Consider the following 18434-nt stretch of genomic DNA (forward strand, 5'->3'; position numbering starts at 1 on the left):
GAGGAGTTCAGGGGATGGCTGGTAACGAGCAGCGGGCGGGCAGACGGGGCGTCTCGGCGTGGACGACCCGGCAGTGGCTCCGTATCGGAATGGCCGGGGCGCTGGCCGTCCTCGCCCTGCTCGGTGTCGCGGGAGCATGGATGCTGGGCCGGACGGCGTCGATCAGCCAGGACCTGGTGGACGTCAAGTCTCCCGCGGTGACGACCGCGATCCGGCTGGAGTCGGCCCTCCTGAACCAGGAGACCGGCGTCCGCGGTTACGGGCTCACCGGCACCGCGGACTTCCTGGCCCCCTACCGGCAGGGCCGTGCCGAGCAGGCGGCGGACATCGCGCAGTTGGCGAAGCTGCTGCACGACGACAGCGCCGGCCTCCGGGACGTCGAGGCCGTGCGGGACGCCATGGAGGCCTGGCGGGCCCGGATCGGGGGGCCGGTCGCCGCGTCCCCGCCGGGGGCGCCCTCCGCGCTCGCTTCCGAACGTGCCACGGAGGGCAAGCGGGCCTTCGACAGGGTGCGGTCGGCCGTGAGCGACCAGCAGGACCACCTGCGCGCCGAACAGACCCGGGCACGGGCCGATCTGGCGGACATGATGCGCCGGCGGAACTGGGTGTTCGCGACGATCGCCCTGTTCATCCTGATCCTGGCCGGGCTGGTCTTCGAGGGGCTGCGCCGCGGCATCAACGAGCCGCTGGAACGACTCGGTACCCAGGCGCGCATCATCACCGGCGGCGACTTCACGCACCCCATCACGGCCACCGGCCCGGCCGACCTGAAGCGGCTGAGCGACGAGATCGACCTGATGCGCCGACGGCTCGTGCACGAGCTAGCGTTCAGCGAGGAGGCGCGCAGGCGCCTGGATGCCCAGTCGGCGGACCTCCAGCGGTCCAACACCGAGTTGGAGCAGTTCGCGTACGTGGCCTCGCACGACCTGCAGGAGCCGCTGCGCAAGGTGTCCAGCTTCACCCAGCTCCTCAAGCGGCGCTACGGCGGTCAGCTCGACGAACGGGCCGACCAGTACATCGATTTCGCCGTCGACGGCGCGAACCGCATGCAGACCCTGATCAACGATCTGCTGGAGTTCTCCCGGGTGGGCCGGGTCCACAACACCCATCAGGCCGTCGACCTGGGCCGGGCGCTCGACCGGGCCCTGTCCTCCCTGAGCCTCAGCATCGAGGAGGCGGCGGCGGAGATCACGCACGATCCGCTGCCGACCCTAGTCGCCGACGCCACCCAGATGGGCATGCTGTGGCAGAACCTGATCGGGAACGCCGTCAAGTTCCGCCGCCCCGGCATCACACCGCGCATCCATGTGTCGGCCGTACGCGAAGACGCGCTGTGGCGGTTCACCGTCACCGACAACGGCATCGGCATCGCCCCCGAGTACGCCGACAAGGTCTTCGTCATCTTCCAGCGGCTGCACACCAAGGACGCCTACAGCGGCAGCGGCATCGGGCTCGCGATGTGCAAGAAGATCGTCGAGTTCCACGGCGGCACGATCGCCGTCGACCCCGCCCACGCGGACGGCACCCGCATCACGTTCACCCTCGCCCCCGAGCCACCGGAACGCCCCGGGCCGGCCGAACTCGCCGGCTCCGGCTCCCCGCAGGTGGTGCCGGTTTCATGACCATCTTCGTGGCGGACCCGGCCGGCGCGGCACCGGAGCAGCAGACCTATCGCGTCGTCCTCATCGAGGACGATCTGGCGGACGCCGTTCTGGTGGAGGAACTGCTCCTCGACACCGGGCTGCGGTTCGAGCTCACCACGTGCGCGAGCCTCGCCGACGCCCGCACCGAGCCGGCCCTGCGCACGGCCGACTGCATCCTGCTCGACCTGCACCTGCCGGATGTCTCCGGCACCAAGGCGGTCGCGGCGGTCCGGGCGGCCGCGCCGCACACCGCGGTCATCGTCCTGACCGGTTTGTCCGAGGCCCGGGCGGGCAGTGACGCCATGGCCGCCGGGGCGCAGGACTACCTGGTCAAGGGCAAGGTGGACGCGGACCTGCTGCACCGGGCGGTCCGCTACGCCGTCTACCGCAGCCAGACCGAACGCGCGAACGCCCAGACCCAAGCGGCCACCCTGCGAGCCGAGGAGAACTCCCGTCTTGAGCGCGGGCTGCTGCCCCAGCCGCTCCTGTCGACGTCGACCGTGACGGTGACCACCCGCTATCTGCCAGGCACCGAACTGGCCCTGCTCGGCGGGGACTTCCTCGATGTCGTGGAGGGCGACGACGGGCTGCTGCACGCCGTCGTCGGCGATGTCAGCGGGCATGGGCCCGACGCCGCCGCGCTCGGTGTGTGCCTGCGGATCGCCTGGCGTTCACTGATCCTCGGCGGCCACCGCGGCAGGGAGCTCCTCCAGCTGATGGAACGGATCCTGATGGCCGAACGCGGCGACCGTCCGCTCTTCGCGACCTGCGCCCTCCTCACCCTCGACCACGGTGCCGCCACCGCCGAGCTGCATCTGGCCGGGCACCACGGGCCCCTGCTCACCACGGCCGGGGAAACCCGCGAAGTCACCGCCCGGCACGGCATCGCGCTCGGCATCGACCCCCGGGTGAGCAACTGGCCGGCGACCGTCGTCCCGCTCCCGGCCGCCGGGGCACTGACCCTGTACACCGACGGCCTGACCGAAGGGCACAACGGCTCGTCGCGGGGCCGGCTCGGTGTGGACGGCCTGGTCGGCCTCATCGACCGGCTTCCGCAACCGGATCCCGCCGCCCACCTCGACTTCCTCATCAAGGAGACCTCCGCGCTGAACGCGGGCCGCCACTCCGACGACGTCGCCGTACTGCGCCTCGACTGGAACAAGTCCGCACTCCCGGCCACCCGGAGCCCGTCGGGAGGCATCCCGGGCTGACCGGCCGGGCGGTCCGTCCGCCTGCTCCGCCCACGTGCTCTTCGGTTTTCGGGGCAGACGGGACAGGAAGCCGTCCGTCGAACCGAGGAGAGACCGTGGCGAAGGACTCGTCGTTGAAGGCCGTGGGATGGGCGCGCTCCCTTCCGCTGAGCAGCAGCGTCAAGGAGGCCAGGGACTGGACGCGTGAGCATCTGGCGACGCTGGACTGGTCGCGGACGTCACCGGACGTGGTCGACTCGGTGCTGCTCGCCGTCTCCGAGCTGGTCACCAATGCCCATGTCCATGCCCGCAGCACGGCACAGCTGATCCTCACCTGGGACGAGGAGTGCCTGCACGTCACCGTGCACGACGCCTCACCGCGCCTGCCCGAGCAGCGCGACCCCGAGGCCGACGCCCTGGGAGGGCGCGGCCTGCTCCTGATCGACGTCCTGGCCGACGACTGGTACGCCTATCCATGCCCCCGGGGCAAGAACGTCACCGCCTGCTTCCAGCCGCCCACGCCCGCTCACCCCGAGGCGGTCGGCGGCGGTTAGGGCCGAGCGGGTGCGCATCGCCTGTCCATCACCGACCGTTCTTGAACAGATGGGCGTGGAATGAGCAACTCACCGTAGATGCAGGTGAATTGACACCTATAGTGCTCACCGATTCGACGTCGTCCGACAACAGCGACGGCCGCTGCCGAGTGCACGGCCAACGCCAGGACCACGGCAACGGGGAGCAAGGGTGCGACTGGACGCGGTCATTGGGCAACTCACGTTCAGGGAGAGGTTCGCCCGCAAGAGGGTGCGCTTCGAACGGGGCGCCGGGGCACTGGTGTTGCAGATCGAGGGCGGGAGCGATCCCTTACGGCAGTGGCTCGCCCAACTGCTCACGGACTGTCGCGGCATCGTGCCGGTGAACCATCCGAGCGATGTCGATCCGGAGCACGCATCGGAGCGACAGGTCCTCGATCAGTTGCAGGCCATCGTCGAGGGCTGCGGCTTCGGCGGCATCGTGGCCCGCGGGCTGCCGATCGTCTTCCCCCGCTTCGCGGCCGCCCGCACCGCGCTGTACGACTGGGAACCGACGCCCGACCATTCCCGCGCCCGGCGGATGGGCGCACTGAAGCGCCAGATCGAGGAAGCGATCGCGCAGGAGCGCCGGCACACCATGCCGCAGGCCCGCGCCCGGCTCGATCCGCTGGTCCAGGACCCGTACGTCACCCAGCAACTGGGCGGTCTGCTGGGCCTGTTGCTGAAGATCGCCCACGCTCTGAGGTTCCCGTGGCTCCGAACCAAGCGCTGGTTCCGCACGGTGATGTTCCCGGGCCTGCGCACCTTCGAAGCGGTCTGCGAGGAACTGGACGGCCGGCGTGCCGGGCCCGCGCACGAGAAGCAACGGCTGCTCGTCGAGGCGCTGCTGGCCGATGTGGCCGCACACTACGGCGTGCTGCGGCGCCTCAACCGGACCCGCCGGCCCATCATTCTCCTGCCGGACGTGGACACCGTACGGGCGCGGCGGATCATCCGCGACAGGATCCTGGAGGCGTACGGCGGCGCGGCCCGGGACCTGCGGGTGCACCCGGTGGTCGTCACCACGTCGCGGCCGAGCGGGGCGGACCCGGTGATGGGCGGACGGCCCGCGGTGCCGGCGGACTGCCTCGCCGAGGAGATCCCGCGCCGGTTCCGGGAGGGCAGGGAGGTGGCGGAGTCGCGAGCGCGCGGCGGGAACGAACCGCTGCCGAGCCTGCTCGTCCAAGTCGTCCTGGACGAAGCCGCCGCGCCCGGTCCCCGGCCGGCCCTGCGGCTCCTGGGCCCGGCGACCGCTACGGTCACGGCGGTGGCGCTCCTCGCCGCGGGACTCGGTGCTTATGTCTCGTTCTTCCGCGAACCGGCCGGCTGCGGCAAGGGACTGGAGATCCACGGGGGCGAATGCGTGGGCGTCTCCGACGGGACCGGAGTGTTCATGCCCGATGTCAAAGGAATGCCGGAGGTGTTCGCGCGCATCGCCGAGCAGAACAAGGCGGTCGAGGGCCGCAAGCACGCGACCGTGGCCCTGCTGATCCCGATGCAGTCCGCCAGCCCCGCCGTGCGGCGGCAGATCCTCAGCGAGGTACAGGGCGCGTATCTCGCGCAGATGGCGGCGAACGGCGCCGATTCGGTGAAACCCGCCATCCGGCTCGTTCTCGCCAACCCGGGCGAGGGGTACGACCGCTGGCGCGGAACGGTCGATCAACTCACCTCGCGGGAACCGGACTTGAGGGTGGTGGTGGGCTTCAATCTGAGCCTGGACAAGACCAAGGAAGCCCTCACGTACGTGACCAACACGCTGCACCTCCCGGCGGTGGCCAGCGTCGTGACCGCCGACGACTTCGCCAACCCCGAGGGCACGGACACCGTTCCGTACCCGGGGCTCGCCCGTGTGGTGTCGACCTCCCGTGAACAGGCGCGGGCACTGCTCGCGTTCGATCCCCAACTGGCCGGATCGGAGACCGCTTTGGTCGCCGACGAACGGCCGGGCGACGACTACGACCGGTCGCTGCGGGACGCGTTCGCGGAGGCGAGGAAGAAGGAAGGCGGCGGCGGAGTGCAGGACATGCGCTTCGAGTCCCCCGGCGTCGAGGAGGCGGGTGTCACGCCGAACGAGTTCGAGGACTTCGCGGGGAACATCTGCCGCTCCAACACCCACGTCGTCTACTTCGCCGGGCGCGCCTTCCACCTCAAGCTCTTCGTGGAGAAGCTGGCCACCACGTACTGCCGTGAGAAGCCGTCGTACACCGTGATCACCGGGTCCGATGCCACCACCCTCGACGAGCGCCTGGACGACCACGACCGGGCCCTGTTGCGGGGCGACCCGGGCTCGGGCAAGCCGTCCGTCAGCATCCGCTACGCCGCCCCGGCGCACCCCGACGCCTGGCGCACCGAGCTGGCCAAGTGGCAGAGCGACCCGAAGACGCGGGGGCAGGACCCTCCGCTGTACCTGCGGGAGGCGCAGGACTCGATGAACGCCCTGCGCCGGGGCATCGCGGACCAGTCGGGGCCCATCGGGCCGGTGGACCTCGACGACGGGCGGACCGTCGTCACCTACGACGTCGTCCTGACGGCGAGCCGCGCGCTGGCGCGTGCGGTCCACACCAGTGGCCTTGAGGTACCGACGGCCGACCGCGTGGTCAGGGACCTGGGCAAGCTCAACTCCGACCTGCGGGTGCGGGGCGCCGGCGGCTGGATCTGCCTGACGAACGCGGGAAACCCGTACAACAAGGCGCTGTCGGTGGTGCGCCTGGATCCGGGCTCGCGAAAGCTGGTGTTCGAGGGCGTGGCCTGGCCGACCGGGCACGCGCCGGGCCACGACGACAACTGCGTCGTGCCGGCCCACCCCGAACAGCCTCCGGGCAGCTGACGCCCAGGTCCGTCGGCAGGAGGCGACCGGCGCCCCTCACGTGCGCGACCGGGCGGTGTGTGCGTGCGTCAGGGGCCGGCGCCGGCCCGGGGTCAGCTCGTGTCGGCGGTCGGGTGACACAGGTTTCGCGACCTGCGGGCACCGGGGACTGATCACCCCGTTCCCCTCCCCATCGCCCAGACAGGAGCAGACATGCGTATGCGCACCACCCTCGCCGCCGGCGCTCTCGCCATCGCCGCGGTCCTCGGCAGCACCGGCACCGCCCTGGCCCACGACCGGGACGACCACCACTCCCGCGGCGAGAACAGCGCCTGCGGCTCGTTCGCCGGCGCGGGCGGCGGCCACGCCGCCTGGGGCTCCGGCTGCATGCACTCCCAGTGGGAGGGCATGTACCCCGGCCGTGGCTTCCACCACCGGCTGAACGGGTTCTAACCGCTCCTGGCGGGCCCGCTGTCGGGCCGGTGCGGCCGACACCGCTGTCGGCCGCACCGGCCCACGGGCCGTCCTACCACCCGTGCCGGTAGCGGAGTTCGGCGACGGCAAGGCCGTCGTACACCTCGGTCTGCGTGGGCCCGTCCGCCCGGTAGCCGGCCCGCTCGTAGAAGCGCCGGGCGCCCCGGTTGCCGTCGAGCACCCACAGGACCGCGGCCCGGTACTCCTGGCTGCGCAACCGCGCGTGTGCCTCGCCGAGCAGCGCTCGGCCGATCCCCCGGCCGGTGAGGTCCGGGCGGACGTACAACGCGTTGATCTCCCCGGTCCGGACACCGGGCTCGCCGGACTCCCCGCTCCGGAACGGCCCGTAGTTGATCCACCCCACCGGGACACCCGCGTCGACCGCGACGAGGTCGACCGACTGCCGATGCGGCAGCGAGAACCACTGCCGCCGCTGGTCGGCGTCGCTCTCGACCGTCATCGCCTCCAGGTAGGACCCGGGAAGGATCCCGGCGTACGCGGTCTGCCAGCCGCGCACCCGGATCGCCGAGACGGCCTCGACATCGGCCTCACTCATCTTCCGCACGTGCACCATCACGCCCCCTTGGCCCGCGGCCGGACAGCCCTGACGTTTCGGGACGGGATCCGAAACGACGGACGCCAGGATGCCGTGAGGTGCTCACGCGCGGCGACGCCGCCTTGCCCGGCGGCTCCGCGGGGAGCGGGAAGACGGAGGGGGTGCCGGACGACCAGGGGTTCGAGAGGGCGGACCATCACGGCATGGTCCCAGAGCCCCGTGAACCGGCGCACTCCGGTTTCCGCGCACTCTGCCACCCGCGGGCGAGGGGCCGGGCGCCCAGGTGCCGTACGCCGCTGCGTGTGAATTCCACTGAGGGGGAAGGGGTGGGAGGTGTGGGAGTTCACTGATCCTCTGTTTGATTTCGCGCGCCGCCGTCGTGAGCCCGCGGTGGTGCAGACCCTGCGATCCACCGCCGCGGCGGTCATCTCCTACGTCGTGGCCCTGCACTTGAGCAGCGAGCCCGCGCCCCTCACCGCCCCCCTGACCGCCTTGCTCGTCGTGCAGGTCACCCTCTACACCACGCTCGTGACCGCCGTGCGCAGGGTGAACTCCGTCGTGGTCGGCGTGCTGCTCGCCGTCGGGTTCAGCTCGCTCGTGGGCCTCACCTGGTGGAGCCTCGGGCTGATCATCCTGGCGGCCCTGGTGGTCGGACGGTTCGTCAAGGTCGGTGAGTTCGTTCCCGAAGTGGCCATCAGCGCGATGCTCGTCCTCGGTGTGACCCGGGTCTCGGCGACCGCCTGGGACCGCGTTCTGGAGACACTGATCGGCGCGGGCGTCGGGATGTTGTTCAACATGCTGCTCGCGCCTCCGGTGTGGGTGGATTCCGCGGGAGGTGCCATCGAGGAGCTGGCCGCGCGCATGCGGCGGCTGCTGGTGGACCTCGGGGACGAGGTCGGTGGGCACACCCCCGTGGCACAGGCGGCCGCCCGGCTGCACGAGGCCCGACGGCTCGACCATGACATCGCCCAGGTGGACGCCTCCCTGCGGCAGGCCGAGGACAGTCTCAGGCTCAACCCGCGCGTCAAGGAGGGGCTGCTGTCGCGCGTAGTGCTGCGCACCGGTCTCGACACCCTGGAGATCTCGGCGGTGGTGCTGCGGGTGGTGTGCCGCTCGCTCACGGACCTCGCCAAGGAGCGCACCCAGGAGCATCTCTTCGACCCGGACGTGGGGCTCGCGCTGCGGGACGTCTTCGAGCATCTCGCCCGCGCCATCGAGAGCTTCGCGGTCCTCATCACCACCCAGGTCAGCGCCAACGCCGAGGAGGCGGAGCGGCGGCTGACGGACGAGTTGACGGCGGGCCGGGCCAGCCGGGACCGGGTCGCCGACCTGCTGCTCGCCGAGGTGCAGCGGCACCCCCGGCAGTGGCAGCTGCACGGGGCGCTGCTCGCCGAGGTCGACCGGATCCTCGACGAACTCGACGTGGAGAAGCGGTCCCAGCGCCTGGTCGAGGAGCTGGACCGGCTGTCGCGGGAACAGCGGCAGCGGTGGCACGTCCTGCGCCGGATCCGCGGCCGGGCCCAGCAGGCCCTGCGCCTTGCGGGACCCGAGGACCGGCGGCCCTGACGCGCGACGGCCGGCGCGGCCTTCGGATCCCCCCTTCAATCGAGCAGCAGCGGGTTGGGCAGGTCGGCGTCGGGATGCATGCGGAGCAGGGTGTGGAGGACGCCGGCCAGACCGGACATCAGGCTCGGCGAGAACGCCTCACGGGCGAGACCACCGACCGGGCCGCGCTGTTCGAGGCCGGTGAGGATCTCGGCGTCGAGGTCCTCGGGGGCTCCCGATCCGATGGACGTGAGGAACTCCCACAGGCCCAGGTCGCCGTGGCACAGGGTGTGGCTCCACCCGAAGCCCTCCGCGGCGCACGCACCCGCGGCCCGCCGGGCCATGTCGAGATGGGCCGGGTCGCCGGTGCGGCGGTGGAGGTCCAGCATGCCGATGCCGATGCCCGCGCTGCCGTGGCACCAGCTGGTGAAGAAGTCCTCCTCGGCGCCGATGCGCACATCGAGCCAGTTGCCTTCGACGGGACGGTAGAGGGACTCCTGGAACGCGAAGGCGCGCTCGCCGAGGCGGCTCCAGTCGGCGCGTTCGGCCGCCGAGCCCGCCTGCGAGAGCGCGAGCCGGGTCAGGGCCCAGCCGATGCCGGTGGCGCCGTGGGCGAAGCCGCCTATGCCCTCCGGATTGAGCCGGGTCGGCCACCGCACTCCCCCGGCGTCGGACACTCCCGACTTGGCGAGGCGGCGGCCGATGTGCGCCGCGGCGTCCAGCCAGCGGGCCCGCCCGGTCACGGTGGCGAGGTCGAGCAGCGGGACGATCGCGCCTGCGGCGCCGTTGAGGAGGTCCACCTCCACGTCCTCGTCGACCAGTGGCCCAGCGGTGAGCAGCAGGGCCCGCTCGGCGGCCCGCCTCAGCAACCAGTCCTCGCCGCGTACCCGGTGCAGCGCCAGCCACGTCCATACCTGTGAGGCCGCGCCGCTGAAGGCTCCGGCCGACGGCGTGGGCGTACGGTCCTCGGTGCCGATCAGTACGCGCAGGGCGCCCTCGAACGTCTCGCGTACGCCCGGGACTTGCTCGGCCCGCCCGGCCCGCACCTCGCGGTCGTACTCGGCCAGGGTGAGCGCCACTCCGCCCTGCCCGGTGTAGAGGTCGGCGGGCAGCACCCGGATCGACCAGCCGGCCGGGGTGAAGACGGGGCTGATCCAGGTGACCGTGCCGTCCTCGCCGCGCACCGCGCCGTCGCACAGCCTGCGCACCATCTGCGCGGCCAGCGCACGGCGCCGGCGCTCCCGGTCACGGGCATGTGGATCGTGGGCCGCCGCCTGCACTCGGGCGGGCAGCGAGCGTTCGTTCAGGTACGCCCCGACCAGCGCGTCCTGGATCACCGACTCCTCGAAGGCGAGGTCCGCGCCGCGCCAGTCCGCCACGGTGGCGCGCACGGCCGGGGCGTCGACCGTGAAGCCGAACATCGGCACATCGCCCACCAGCAGGTCGGCTATCTCGCCGTCGATGGTCACGCGGTCGGTCGGCGCGCCGGGCAGCGCGTCGGCGTTGCGCCGCAGGATGTCCCGGGCGCGCTCGATGGCCGCCGGCTCGTCGTGCAGCGAGGCCGGGTGCCACAGCATGCGGCCGATGTCGACGTAGGCCTGGGTGGGGCGCAGGATCCGCCGGGCCCGGGTCCCTTCGAAGCGGGCGAGGAGACGGTGCGGGTCGAGACCGGGCCGCCGCAGGTGCGCGGTCATCTCGCGGAAGCCGGCGAGCACCCGGTCCCAGTAGGTGCTCAGGACCGGAGTGGCGGCGGGGTGGTTGCCCGCGACGGGCATGGCCACCAGGTCGACCTCGAAGCGGGCCGCGGCGGTCCCTCCGTCGGCGATCACCGGGTGCGGGATCAGCGGCTGCTGCCCGGGGAGCGCGCCGATCCCGGAGATGTCGACGCCGCCGAGCGCGAAGCCGGTGCCGCGCACGGGAAGGAGGCCGGTGCGCAGTACGGTGCGGCGGATGGCCGCCGCGGCCGCGTCCACCGCGTCGCCCCGGCCGCTGGGCGGGAAGGGGGCGGGGGCGTCGAAGAGCGTCTCGGCGTCCACGATCACCGGCACCGGCCCTGCCGCGATCATGTTCTCGGCGTGCATGTCGGTGCCGCCGGTGAACCGGAGGACGGCGAGCCAGTGCCCGAGGTTGCGGTAGAACGCGGCCAGTTCGGCCTCGTCCGCGCAGTAGCGGTGGCGGATGAACTCGGCCCAGCCGTAGCCGTCGCGAGCCAGTGTTCCGGGTACCCGGATCCGGCGGTCCGGCGCCGGGGCCCCGGGGAGGTCCTGGAACAGGTCCTCCAGGAGCGCGCCCAGCGCCACATCGGCCTCGGACGGGCGGGGCTTGTACATCACGGTGCCGCCGGCGAAGTCGACCCGGCTCACCGTCAGACCTCCCTGGTGGGAGTCGCCCGCCCCGAACTCGACGGCCCGTACCTCCCCCGCGGGCGCCCCGAGGAGCGGTTCGAGCAGGGCGCGGTCCGCGGCGAGCCGCCCGGCGAGGTCCGCGGTGCCCGCCACCGCGAGCCGTCCCACGGCCGTGATGCGGGCGTCGAGGTTCGGGTACCGGCCGCTCAGCCCGGCGAGGTAGCCGTCCGCGCAGGCCTGCTCGATGAAGGCGTCCCAGGTCGCCCTGCCCGCCCCGGCACCGGATGCAGAAACGGCGCCGGACCCGGTATCCGCGCCCGGGCCGGAGAGGCGCAGCGCATGCAGTTCGATCAGGAACAGCCGGGAGAGCTTCGCGTGCAGGGACCGCAGCAGGGCCGTGTGGCCCGCTTCGAGCAGGACGTCTCGTTCCGTCGCACTTAAGGAGGTCAACTCGGCCAATCTGCTTGCCAGTTGGTCCCGCCAGGGACGGGCGATACTCCTTACGGGCCGAGCGAAGTGTTGCGTCCCGTCCGCTGTTGCCGGCTCCGCCGCGCTCACCATCAACCGTCCCCGTCCCACCACGAGTTCGCGCGCCCCGGGGCGCCTGAAGGGCCCGCGAGGCGGGCGGTCGGTGAAGCGGCGGGCCCCTCGCGGGACGTAGCTCCACGAAGGGCCCGCCACCGGTCATCCACGATCAGCAACACCAACTCCCGTGCGAACCGCTCGGGCTGGAGCAGAAGCCGTAGAGGGAGTCACTGGAGTCGGTGAGCCCCGCCTCGGCGGCAGCGCCGCCGACATAGAGCGGACCGGCCGGGTTGAGCTGGCCGTACGCGCTTTCGGCGCCCGAGAGCCAGGCGTTGAGCACGGTGCTTGCGGGAACACTGGTCTGCGGCATCAGCGGCCTCCGGACAGAGGGATCGGGACGGATCGCCCAGCCCCGAGTATGGCCATCTTCGGACACCCGTCAGACGACGAATCCAGCCAAAGTCGGAGGGTCGGAGATGCGCGGCGCACCTGGCGGCCGGGACGGCGGCGCAGCGGATCCCGATCCCCGCGAAGTCACCCGTATCGGGCGGTGGCATGATCGATGCTCGACATGCGCCCGCCCCAGCCTGCCCTCCGGCAACCAACACATCGGCAAAACAATTGATACCTGGACTTTCACCGAGCAACGCGCGAATACGCCGCATCATCGAGTCCGCCCCCTGGCGCCGGCCACGGGTGGTGCTGTGGACGGCGGCGGGCGTGGTGGCGATCGCGTTCCTCATCGGCCTGGAGATCGTCTCGCGCCGCTCCGCCGGTGTACCGGGGCCGCTCACCACCCAGGTGCGCGAGGTGGTGTTCGCGCCAAAACCGGGGCCCCTGTACGGCGGTCTCGCCCTGATGATGGTGGTGCTCAGCCGGCGGCAGAGGTTCATCGCGGCCGGTGTCGCGATCGGTGTCGACGCCCTCTTCGTGCTCGGCCGGTGGGCGTGCGGCGTCCGGGTGGAGGAGGGGCACCTCTTCGGCAACGGCGCGCTGTGGGCGATGCTGGGCTGTGCGGTCTTCGCGCTCACCCGCCGCACCGGCCCGGAACGGGCACTGCTCCTGAAGGGCGTCGGCCTGGGGCTGCTCCTGGTGACCGGCCGCAAGATCGGTGACAGCTGGCTGCTCATCACCTCGAAGACCCGCCCCACCGTGCTCGACCCGTACGTGGCGACCGCCGACCACGCCCTGGGCAACCCGTCATGGCTGGCGGGGCGCGCACTCGACGCCGTCGGACCGGTCGCCTCCCACCTCCTCGGCCTCATCTACGCCCAGCTCGCGGTGGCCGCGATCGTGGTCGCCCTGTACCAGCTGCGCAAGGTGGCGGCCGAGCGCCGCTTCCCGCGCCACCACCTGGTGCGCACCTTCCTGCTGATCGGCCTTCTCGGGCCGGCCGTCTACATGGTCTTCCCGGTGGTCGGCCCGGTCTTCGCGTACGGGCCCGGCGCGTCCGGCACCGGCGGTGTGGAGTGGGCGGTGGCCAACCTGTGGCCGCACACGCCGCCGTCGATACTGCCGCCCCATCCGGTGCCGTACGACGGCATCACCCCGCGCAACTGCATGCCCAGCCTGCACACCGCCTGGGCGACCGCGATCTTCATCCACACCCGCACGGGACCCCGACTCCTGCGCTACGCGGGGACGTTCTGGCTGGTCGCCACGTTGAGCGCGACGCTGGGGTTCGGCTACCACTATGGCGTGGACCTGGTCGCCGGCGTGGTGTTCTCGCTCACCGTCGAGGCGGCCCTGCGCACCTTCGACCGCGGCTGGGACCGCTCGGGGGTGCGACTGGTGGCCCATGGCACGGCGGTCTTCGCCGCGCTCCTGGTGTCGTACCGCTGGCTCCCGGTGGACATGGCCACCCACCCCTGGCTGTTCGGACCCCTGGTCCTCCTGGCGATGGGCTCGGTCATCCACGGCTACCTGCGCACCACCAGGGCCTGGGCGGCGCCGAGCACCGCCCCGGCACTCCGGCCGGAACCGCAGCCCGAGCCGGTCTGAGCCGTTCCGATCCGGTCGGGCGCGGCTGAGGTGGGCCGAGGCGGGCCGGGCCGGTCGGGCGCGGCTGAGGTGGGCCGAGGCGGGCCGGGCCGCGGGCCACTGAGGCCCTTGTCGCCGGGAGCGTCAGGGCGCACGATGGAGGCAGAACGGAAGCAGAACTTCCGCATCGCCGGAGGCCACTGCCGCACAGCCATCGCGGTCGCGCACCACCACGACTGCCATGACCGCGTCCACCATCGTCCGCACGCGGACGGCGGGATCATCCCGCCGGTGGGCACGGCCCCTCCCTGCCGGGCACGGCAGCCCATGTCGCGGGCCCGTGCCCCTACCGGCCCTTGCACGGGCTCGGCCAACGAGCGGAGGACTCGATGTCCCTCACCGTCCTCGTCATCATCATCGCCGTCGTGGTGGTTCTCATCGCGTGTGCGGTGGCAGCAAGCATGGTCTCGATGCGCCGCCGCAAGCTGCAGGAGCGGTTCGGCCCGGAGTACGAGCGCACCGTGGCGGAACAGGACGGCCACCGGGCCGCCGAACAGGAGCTGCGTGATCGCCAGGAGCGTCATGACGCCCTGGACATCAAGCCGCTGCCCGCCGCCGCACGCGACCGCTACGCCCAGGACTGGGGCCGGGTGCAGGAGCAGTTCGTCGACCGCCCCGACGACGCCGTCCACGATGCCGACCGGCTGGTGACCACGCTCATGAGCGAGCGCGGCTACCCGACGGAAGGGTATGAACAGCAGCTCAAGGACCTGTCCGTCGAGCACGGAGAAACCCTGGAGCACTACCGCGCGGCCCACGACATCAACGAACGCAGCAGCCGCCATCAGGCGACCACCGAGGAGTTGCGGGGCGCGATGGTGCACTATCGCGCGCTGTTCGAGGAGTTGCTCCACAACGGAGACCGGCCGGGCAGAAGCGCGGCATGAACGCGCGGCCCGTGGCAGCCGAGCGCCCGACCGGCCCGGCCGTCGCCGACCGCAAGGGATGACGGACGGGAAGTGAAGCGATGCGCTACGAGGAGACGCCCCGACCCGACGAGGGCGCGCTGTCCACGGAGGATCTGGCCGCGACCAGGCAGCAGAACGCCGAGGACGAGGCTCCGGGATTCGCCCGGGCCGCGCCGACGTACCCCGGAGAGGCCACCGCCGACCGGGCGGACCGGCCGGACGACAACGGCGGCCGGGATCCCGGCCACGGCCGCGTGCAAGCGGAGCCGGTCGAGGAGGACGAACCGCTCCTCGGCGCGGAGCAGGAGGAGTTCCGGGCGAGGTGGCAGCGGATCCAGAGCCAATTCGTCGACGACCCCAGGGACTCCGTCAACGCGGCCGATCAGTTGGTCGCCGAGACGATGCAGGCGCTCGCCACGACCTTCTCGGCCCACAAGCGCGACCTGGAAGGCCAGTGGCACCGCGGCGAGGAGGTGGCCACCGAGGATCTGCGCGTCGCCCTCCAGCAGTACCGCTCCTTCTTCAACCGCCTGCTGAGCACCTGACCGCCGGCCGACGGATCACTCGGCCCCGTCCCGGAGCCGACGCTCGTGGACGGAGTGGCGCACCACGCGTGCGAGCGCGCACAGAACGGATGCGGCGAAGAGTCCCGCCGTCACCAGCAGCCAGCGACCGAGGAACACGTCGCTCGGCAGCCCGGTGGCAGCGGTGAACCCGTCGACGTGCCCGAGCACGAGCGGCCACCACACCAGGAGCAGCACTCCGGACACGAACGCCGGGACCCTGACGTGGTTGACACCCACCACCGGGTTCCGCGCCTCGTGCGCTCCGCGTCGGCCAGTCGCCGGCAGTAGGCGTTGGAGAGCGCGGTCGGCCGTCGAGTAGAGCGGTAGCAGCACCAGGTCGTGCAGCAGCGCCGCGCCGACGAACCAGACGATGACGCCCAGGGTGTCGCCGTGCAGAAGACGCACCCCGGCGTACGCGGCGAGCGCGAAGGAACACAGGACCAGGGCCAGATGCAGCGGGGAGGCGCCGTAGCGGGCACGGAAACCGTTCACGTCAGCTCTCCGAACCGGTTCACGTCGGCTCTCCGAAGGTGAGGCGCGTGACCCACTTGGTGTTGTGGACCCCGGGGGCGTTCGGGACGATGACCCGCGCGGGGTAGCCGTGATCGGGGGAGAGCGCGGCCCCGTTGACCTCAAGGGCGAGGAGCGAGCGGCTGTCACGCACCTGGTTGGCGGCCAGGACCACGGAGCTGAACGATCCGCCGCGCTGCACCGACTCGACGAGCAGCCGCGGCACGTCGTGGGTCAGGCCCACCAGTGCCGCCAGATCGACGAGACGTACGCCCTCCCACTGTTGGTCGGGAGTGGACCAGCCCTCCACGCAGGCGATGGGCAGCCGGGCCGTCCGCCTCGGCAGCGCGTACAGCTCGTCCCGGGTCAGTACGGTCTGTCGCCCGGCTGCGCGGACGGTCAGGCGCCAGGCGGGGCCGATGTCGCTGGGCCGGATCCCGACCGAGGCCGCGGTCTTGTTGATCTGGAAGCCGTTCGGCCCGGTACCGGGGTCCTGCCCGTGCGGGGCGAGCAGCGCGGTCCCGCGCAGCCATCCGCCGATGCTCTGGCCCACGGTCACCACGAGCAGTGCGGCCGACCCCGCGCCCACCAGCAGCACAGCGCCACGCCGGGACATCGTGGGTGCGGCCGGACGCGGCGTGACGAGGCCCGAACCGTCCGCGCCGAGCGGCCGTGCCGGGTGCCCCTCTTCGGCACGCGGGCCTTTGACGACCGCGATCACCGCCCGCCTGAGGCGGAAGACGACGTGCACGACGAACGCGCCGATGAACACCCAGGCCCCGTAGAAGTGCAGGACGTAGAAGGAGCCCGGGAAGACGTAGTGCAGCTGCACGTTGAGCACGCCGGTGGCGAACTCGAAGCCGGCCCCGCCCACGAGCAGGAGCAGGGACAGGCGCTCCACGGCGTGGCTGACCGAGCGCACGGGCGGCCACTCGAAGAGCTTGGGGATCACCGACCACAGCTTGCCCAGGAGCACGGGGATCAGCACGATCCCGAGCGTGACGTGTACACCTTGACTGAGCCGGTAGCCCCAGTGCGGGGACGTGGGCCAGGTGAAGAGATAGAAGCCCAGGAGGCCCTTGTCCGGGGTCTGGTCGTTGATCCGCGCCAGATCGGGGTCGTACGCGGCGTACGAGAGCAGCCCGGTCACGAACAGGACGCTCACCCCGCACAGCAGGGCCAGACCGAACATGGCGGTCAGCCACGGCCCGCGGATGGGACTGCGCCAGAACTCCGGCCGCGTCGGGCCCGGGGGCGGCCCCGACGCGACGGCCGTACGCAGCCGTCGCCATCCACGGTCGTCAACTCGCCCGGAATCGCCAGGAGTTGGCGCGTCGACACTTTGCGGGGCGGCTTCCGGCGGTGTGCCGCCCTGCGCGGAGGCGCCTGGAGCCGATGCCCGGGGGCCGAAATCCTGGGAGTCAGGGTCCCGCGGACCGGAACCCGTCACACCGGAACCCGTCGCACCGAAGCCCCGCGGACCGGAGTCCCGCGGGCCGGAGCCCCGCGGGCCGGAGCCCCGCGGGCCGGAGCCCTCCGGCCCGGGGTGGGGATCCGCAGGGAGGGGCTGCTCGCTCTGGCCGCCGTCCATAGGAGTCCCCTGTTCCACCGGGCGTCGGCCGAGCGCCGCACGCTCCGGGTGAAACTTCCGCCCCCGGCTCCCCCAGCCGCGCTGACACTCCGCAGCGCGCCGGAGAGACAGCCGAACGGCCCAACCGGCGGAGGGGGCGCGGACACTCGCACCGACCGGCGCCGGGCCCCCCGGTGGGACCCGGCGGGGTCCATACCTGCCGACTCAACCTGCCCTGGCGGAAGGGGTGTTGATGCTTCAGCCGTTGAAGCGGTCCGGGTCGGGGCCGGTCCGCTCGTCGCGGTTGAGGGCGGAGATCTCGCCGAGGTCGCCTTCGGTCAGTTCGAAGCCGAAGAGGTCGAAGTTCTCCTCGATGCGCTTCCGCGTCACCGACTTGGGGAAGACGATGTCGCCGCGCTGGATGTGCCAGCGCAGCGTGACCTGCGCCGGGGACTTGCCCACGCGCTCGGCGATGCGGTTGATGGCCGGGTCGTCGAGCACCTTGCCCTGGGCGATGGGCGACCAGGCCTCCGTCGCGATGTCGTGCTCGGCGCCGAACGCCCGGACGTCGTCCTGGGTGAGGTAGGGGTGCACCTCGATCTGGTTGACCGCGGGCACGACCACGCCAGTCTCCATGAGCCGACGCAGGTGGTGGGGCTGGAAGTTGGAGACGCCGATGGCCTTGGCGCGCCCGGAGCCGTAGATCTCCTCCATGGCCTTCCACGTCTGGGTGAAGTCGCCCTTGCCGGGCAGCGGCCAGTGGATGAGGAAGAGGTCGAGGTGGTCGAGGCCCAGCTCCTCCATGGTGCGGTCGAACGCGGCGAGCGCGTCGTCGTGCGCGTGGGCGTCGTTGTTGAGCTTGCTGGTCACGAAGACGTCATCGCGGTCGAGCCCGGAGTCCCGGACCGCCTGGCCGACCTCCTTCTCGTTCCCGTACATCTGCGCCGTGTCGATGTGCCGGTAGCCGGCCTCCAGCGCGGCGAGCGTGGTCTCCCGGGTCTCGTCCTTCGGGATCTGGAAGGTCCCGAAGCCGAGCTGCGGGATCCGCACGCCGTTGTTGAGGGTGATCGTGGGTACTGCCGTCATGCTGCTCTCCTGATCTCGTCGATCGTTGTGCCCGATCGGTGGTGTCTCGTGGGTGCGCCGCTCGGGCGTCTTCGCTGATGGGTGCCGCTCGGACGGCT

General features: G+C 71.9%; 15 protein-coding genes. 9 read left to right on the top strand and 6 right to left on the bottom strand.

What is annotated here, in order from left to right; translation table 11 throughout:
- The first annotated feature begins 14 nt into the window (after positions 1–14).
- From CG740_RS17850 to CG740_RS17870, 5 genes are all read left to right on the top strand, one after another.
- A complete protein-coding gene (locus CG740_RS17850) occupies positions 15–1622 on the top strand; it encodes a sensor histidine kinase (protein WP_100576155.1) in 1608 nt (535 codons plus the stop codon).
- A complete protein-coding gene (locus tag CG740_RS17855) occupies positions 1619–2854 on the top strand; it encodes a PP2C family protein-serine/threonine phosphatase (RefSeq protein ID WP_100576156.1) in 1236 nt (411 codons plus the stop codon). The genes CG740_RS17850 and CG740_RS17855 overlap by 4 nt, the downstream gene beginning before the upstream one ends.
- Before the next feature lie 95 nt (positions 2855–2949).
- On the top strand, positions 2950–3387 hold the full coding sequence (locus tag CG740_RS17860) for an ATP-binding protein (protein WP_100576157.1): 438 nt from the start codon (positions 2950–2952) through the stop codon (positions 3385–3387).
- 190 nt (positions 3388–3577) lie between these two features.
- Positions 3578–6232 carry a hypothetical protein gene (locus CG740_RS17865; RefSeq protein ID WP_100576158.1) on the top strand — a complete coding sequence of 885 codons (2655 nt, stop codon included), beginning with the start codon at positions 3578–3580 and terminating at the stop codon, positions 6230–6232.
- 192 nt (positions 6233–6424) lie between these two features.
- Positions 6425–6664, top strand: coding sequence for a hypothetical protein (locus tag CG740_RS17870; RefSeq protein WP_159030322.1), 240 nt, complete (start codon positions 6425–6427; stop codon positions 6662–6664).
- A 73-nt stretch (positions 6665–6737) separates the two neighbouring features.
- Here the strand turns inward: CG740_RS17870 and CG740_RS17875 are convergent, their stop codons facing one another.
- Positions 6738–7259, bottom strand: a complete 522-nt coding sequence (locus CG740_RS17875; RefSeq protein WP_100576160.1) for a GNAT family N-acetyltransferase — start codon at positions 7257–7259, stop codon at positions 6738–6740.
- Between the two features lie 315 nt (positions 7260–7574).
- On the opposite strand from CG740_RS17875, the gene CG740_RS17885 reads away from it, so the two are divergent.
- Entirely contained in the window at positions 7575–8807 is a 1233-nt protein-coding gene (locus CG740_RS17885) for an aromatic acid exporter family protein (RefSeq protein ID WP_100576162.1), read from the top strand.
- Positions 8808–8842: 35 nt separating this feature from the next.
- Here CG740_RS17885 and CG740_RS17890 read toward each other — a convergent pair whose 3' ends face one another.
- A complete protein-coding gene (locus CG740_RS17890) occupies positions 8843–11581 on the bottom strand; it encodes a type 2 lanthipeptide synthetase LanM family protein (protein WP_199846492.1) in 2739 nt (912 codons plus the stop codon).
- A gap of 244 nt (positions 11582–11825) precedes the next feature.
- The gene (locus CG740_RS17895; RefSeq protein WP_100576164.1) at positions 11826–12026 is read right to left on the bottom strand and encodes a DUF6229 family protein; all 201 of its coding nucleotides are present in this window, start codon (positions 12024–12026) and stop codon (positions 11826–11828) included.
- A gap of 329 nt (positions 12027–12355) precedes the next feature.
- Here CG740_RS17895 and CG740_RS17900 point away from each other — a divergent pair, with 329 nt between their 5' ends.
- The 3 genes from CG740_RS17900 (at position 12356) to CG740_RS17910 (ending at position 15149) form a co-directional block, all read left to right on the top strand.
- Positions 12356–13657 carry a phosphatase PAP2 family protein gene (locus CG740_RS17900; protein WP_234376364.1) on the top strand — a complete coding sequence of 434 codons (1302 nt, stop codon included), beginning with the start codon at positions 12356–12358 and terminating at the stop codon, positions 13655–13657.
- A 368-nt stretch (positions 13658–14025) separates the two neighbouring features.
- Positions 14026–14583 carry a hypothetical protein gene (locus CG740_RS17905; RefSeq protein ID WP_100576166.1) on the top strand — a complete coding sequence of 186 codons (558 nt, stop codon included), beginning with the start codon at positions 14026–14028 and terminating at the stop codon, positions 14581–14583.
- Positions 14584–14663: 80 nt separating this feature from the next.
- Positions 14664–15149 carry a hypothetical protein gene (locus CG740_RS17910; protein ID WP_100576167.1) on the top strand — a complete coding sequence of 162 codons (486 nt, stop codon included), beginning with the start codon at positions 14664–14666 and terminating at the stop codon, positions 15147–15149.
- A gap of 15 nt (positions 15150–15164) precedes the next feature.
- On the opposite strand, the gene CG740_RS17915 is transcribed toward CG740_RS17910, so the two are convergent.
- From CG740_RS17915 to CG740_RS17925, 3 genes are all read right to left on the bottom strand, one after another.
- Positions 15165–15662: a hypothetical protein gene (locus CG740_RS17915; RefSeq protein ID WP_100576168.1), complete on the bottom strand. Its 498-nt coding sequence runs from the start codon at positions 15660–15662 to the stop codon at positions 15165–15167.
- Positions 15663–15681: 19 nt separating this feature from the next.
- Complete coding sequence (locus CG740_RS17920; protein WP_100576169.1) at positions 15682–16872, bottom strand: molybdopterin-dependent oxidoreductase; 1191 nt, start codon at positions 16870–16872, stop codon at positions 15682–15684.
- 636 nt (positions 16873–17508) lie between these two features.
- The gene (locus tag CG740_RS17925) at positions 17509–18336 is read right to left on the bottom strand and encodes an aldo/keto reductase (protein ID WP_100576170.1); all 828 of its coding nucleotides are present in this window, start codon (positions 18334–18336) and stop codon (positions 17509–17511) included.
- Positions 18337–18434 lie beyond the last annotated feature (98 nt).

This window comes from Streptomyces sp. CB01201, assembly GCF_002803085.1.
GTDB classification, from domain to species: domain Bacteria; phylum Actinomycetota; class Actinomycetes; order Streptomycetales; family Streptomycetaceae; genus Streptomyces; species Streptomyces hundungensis.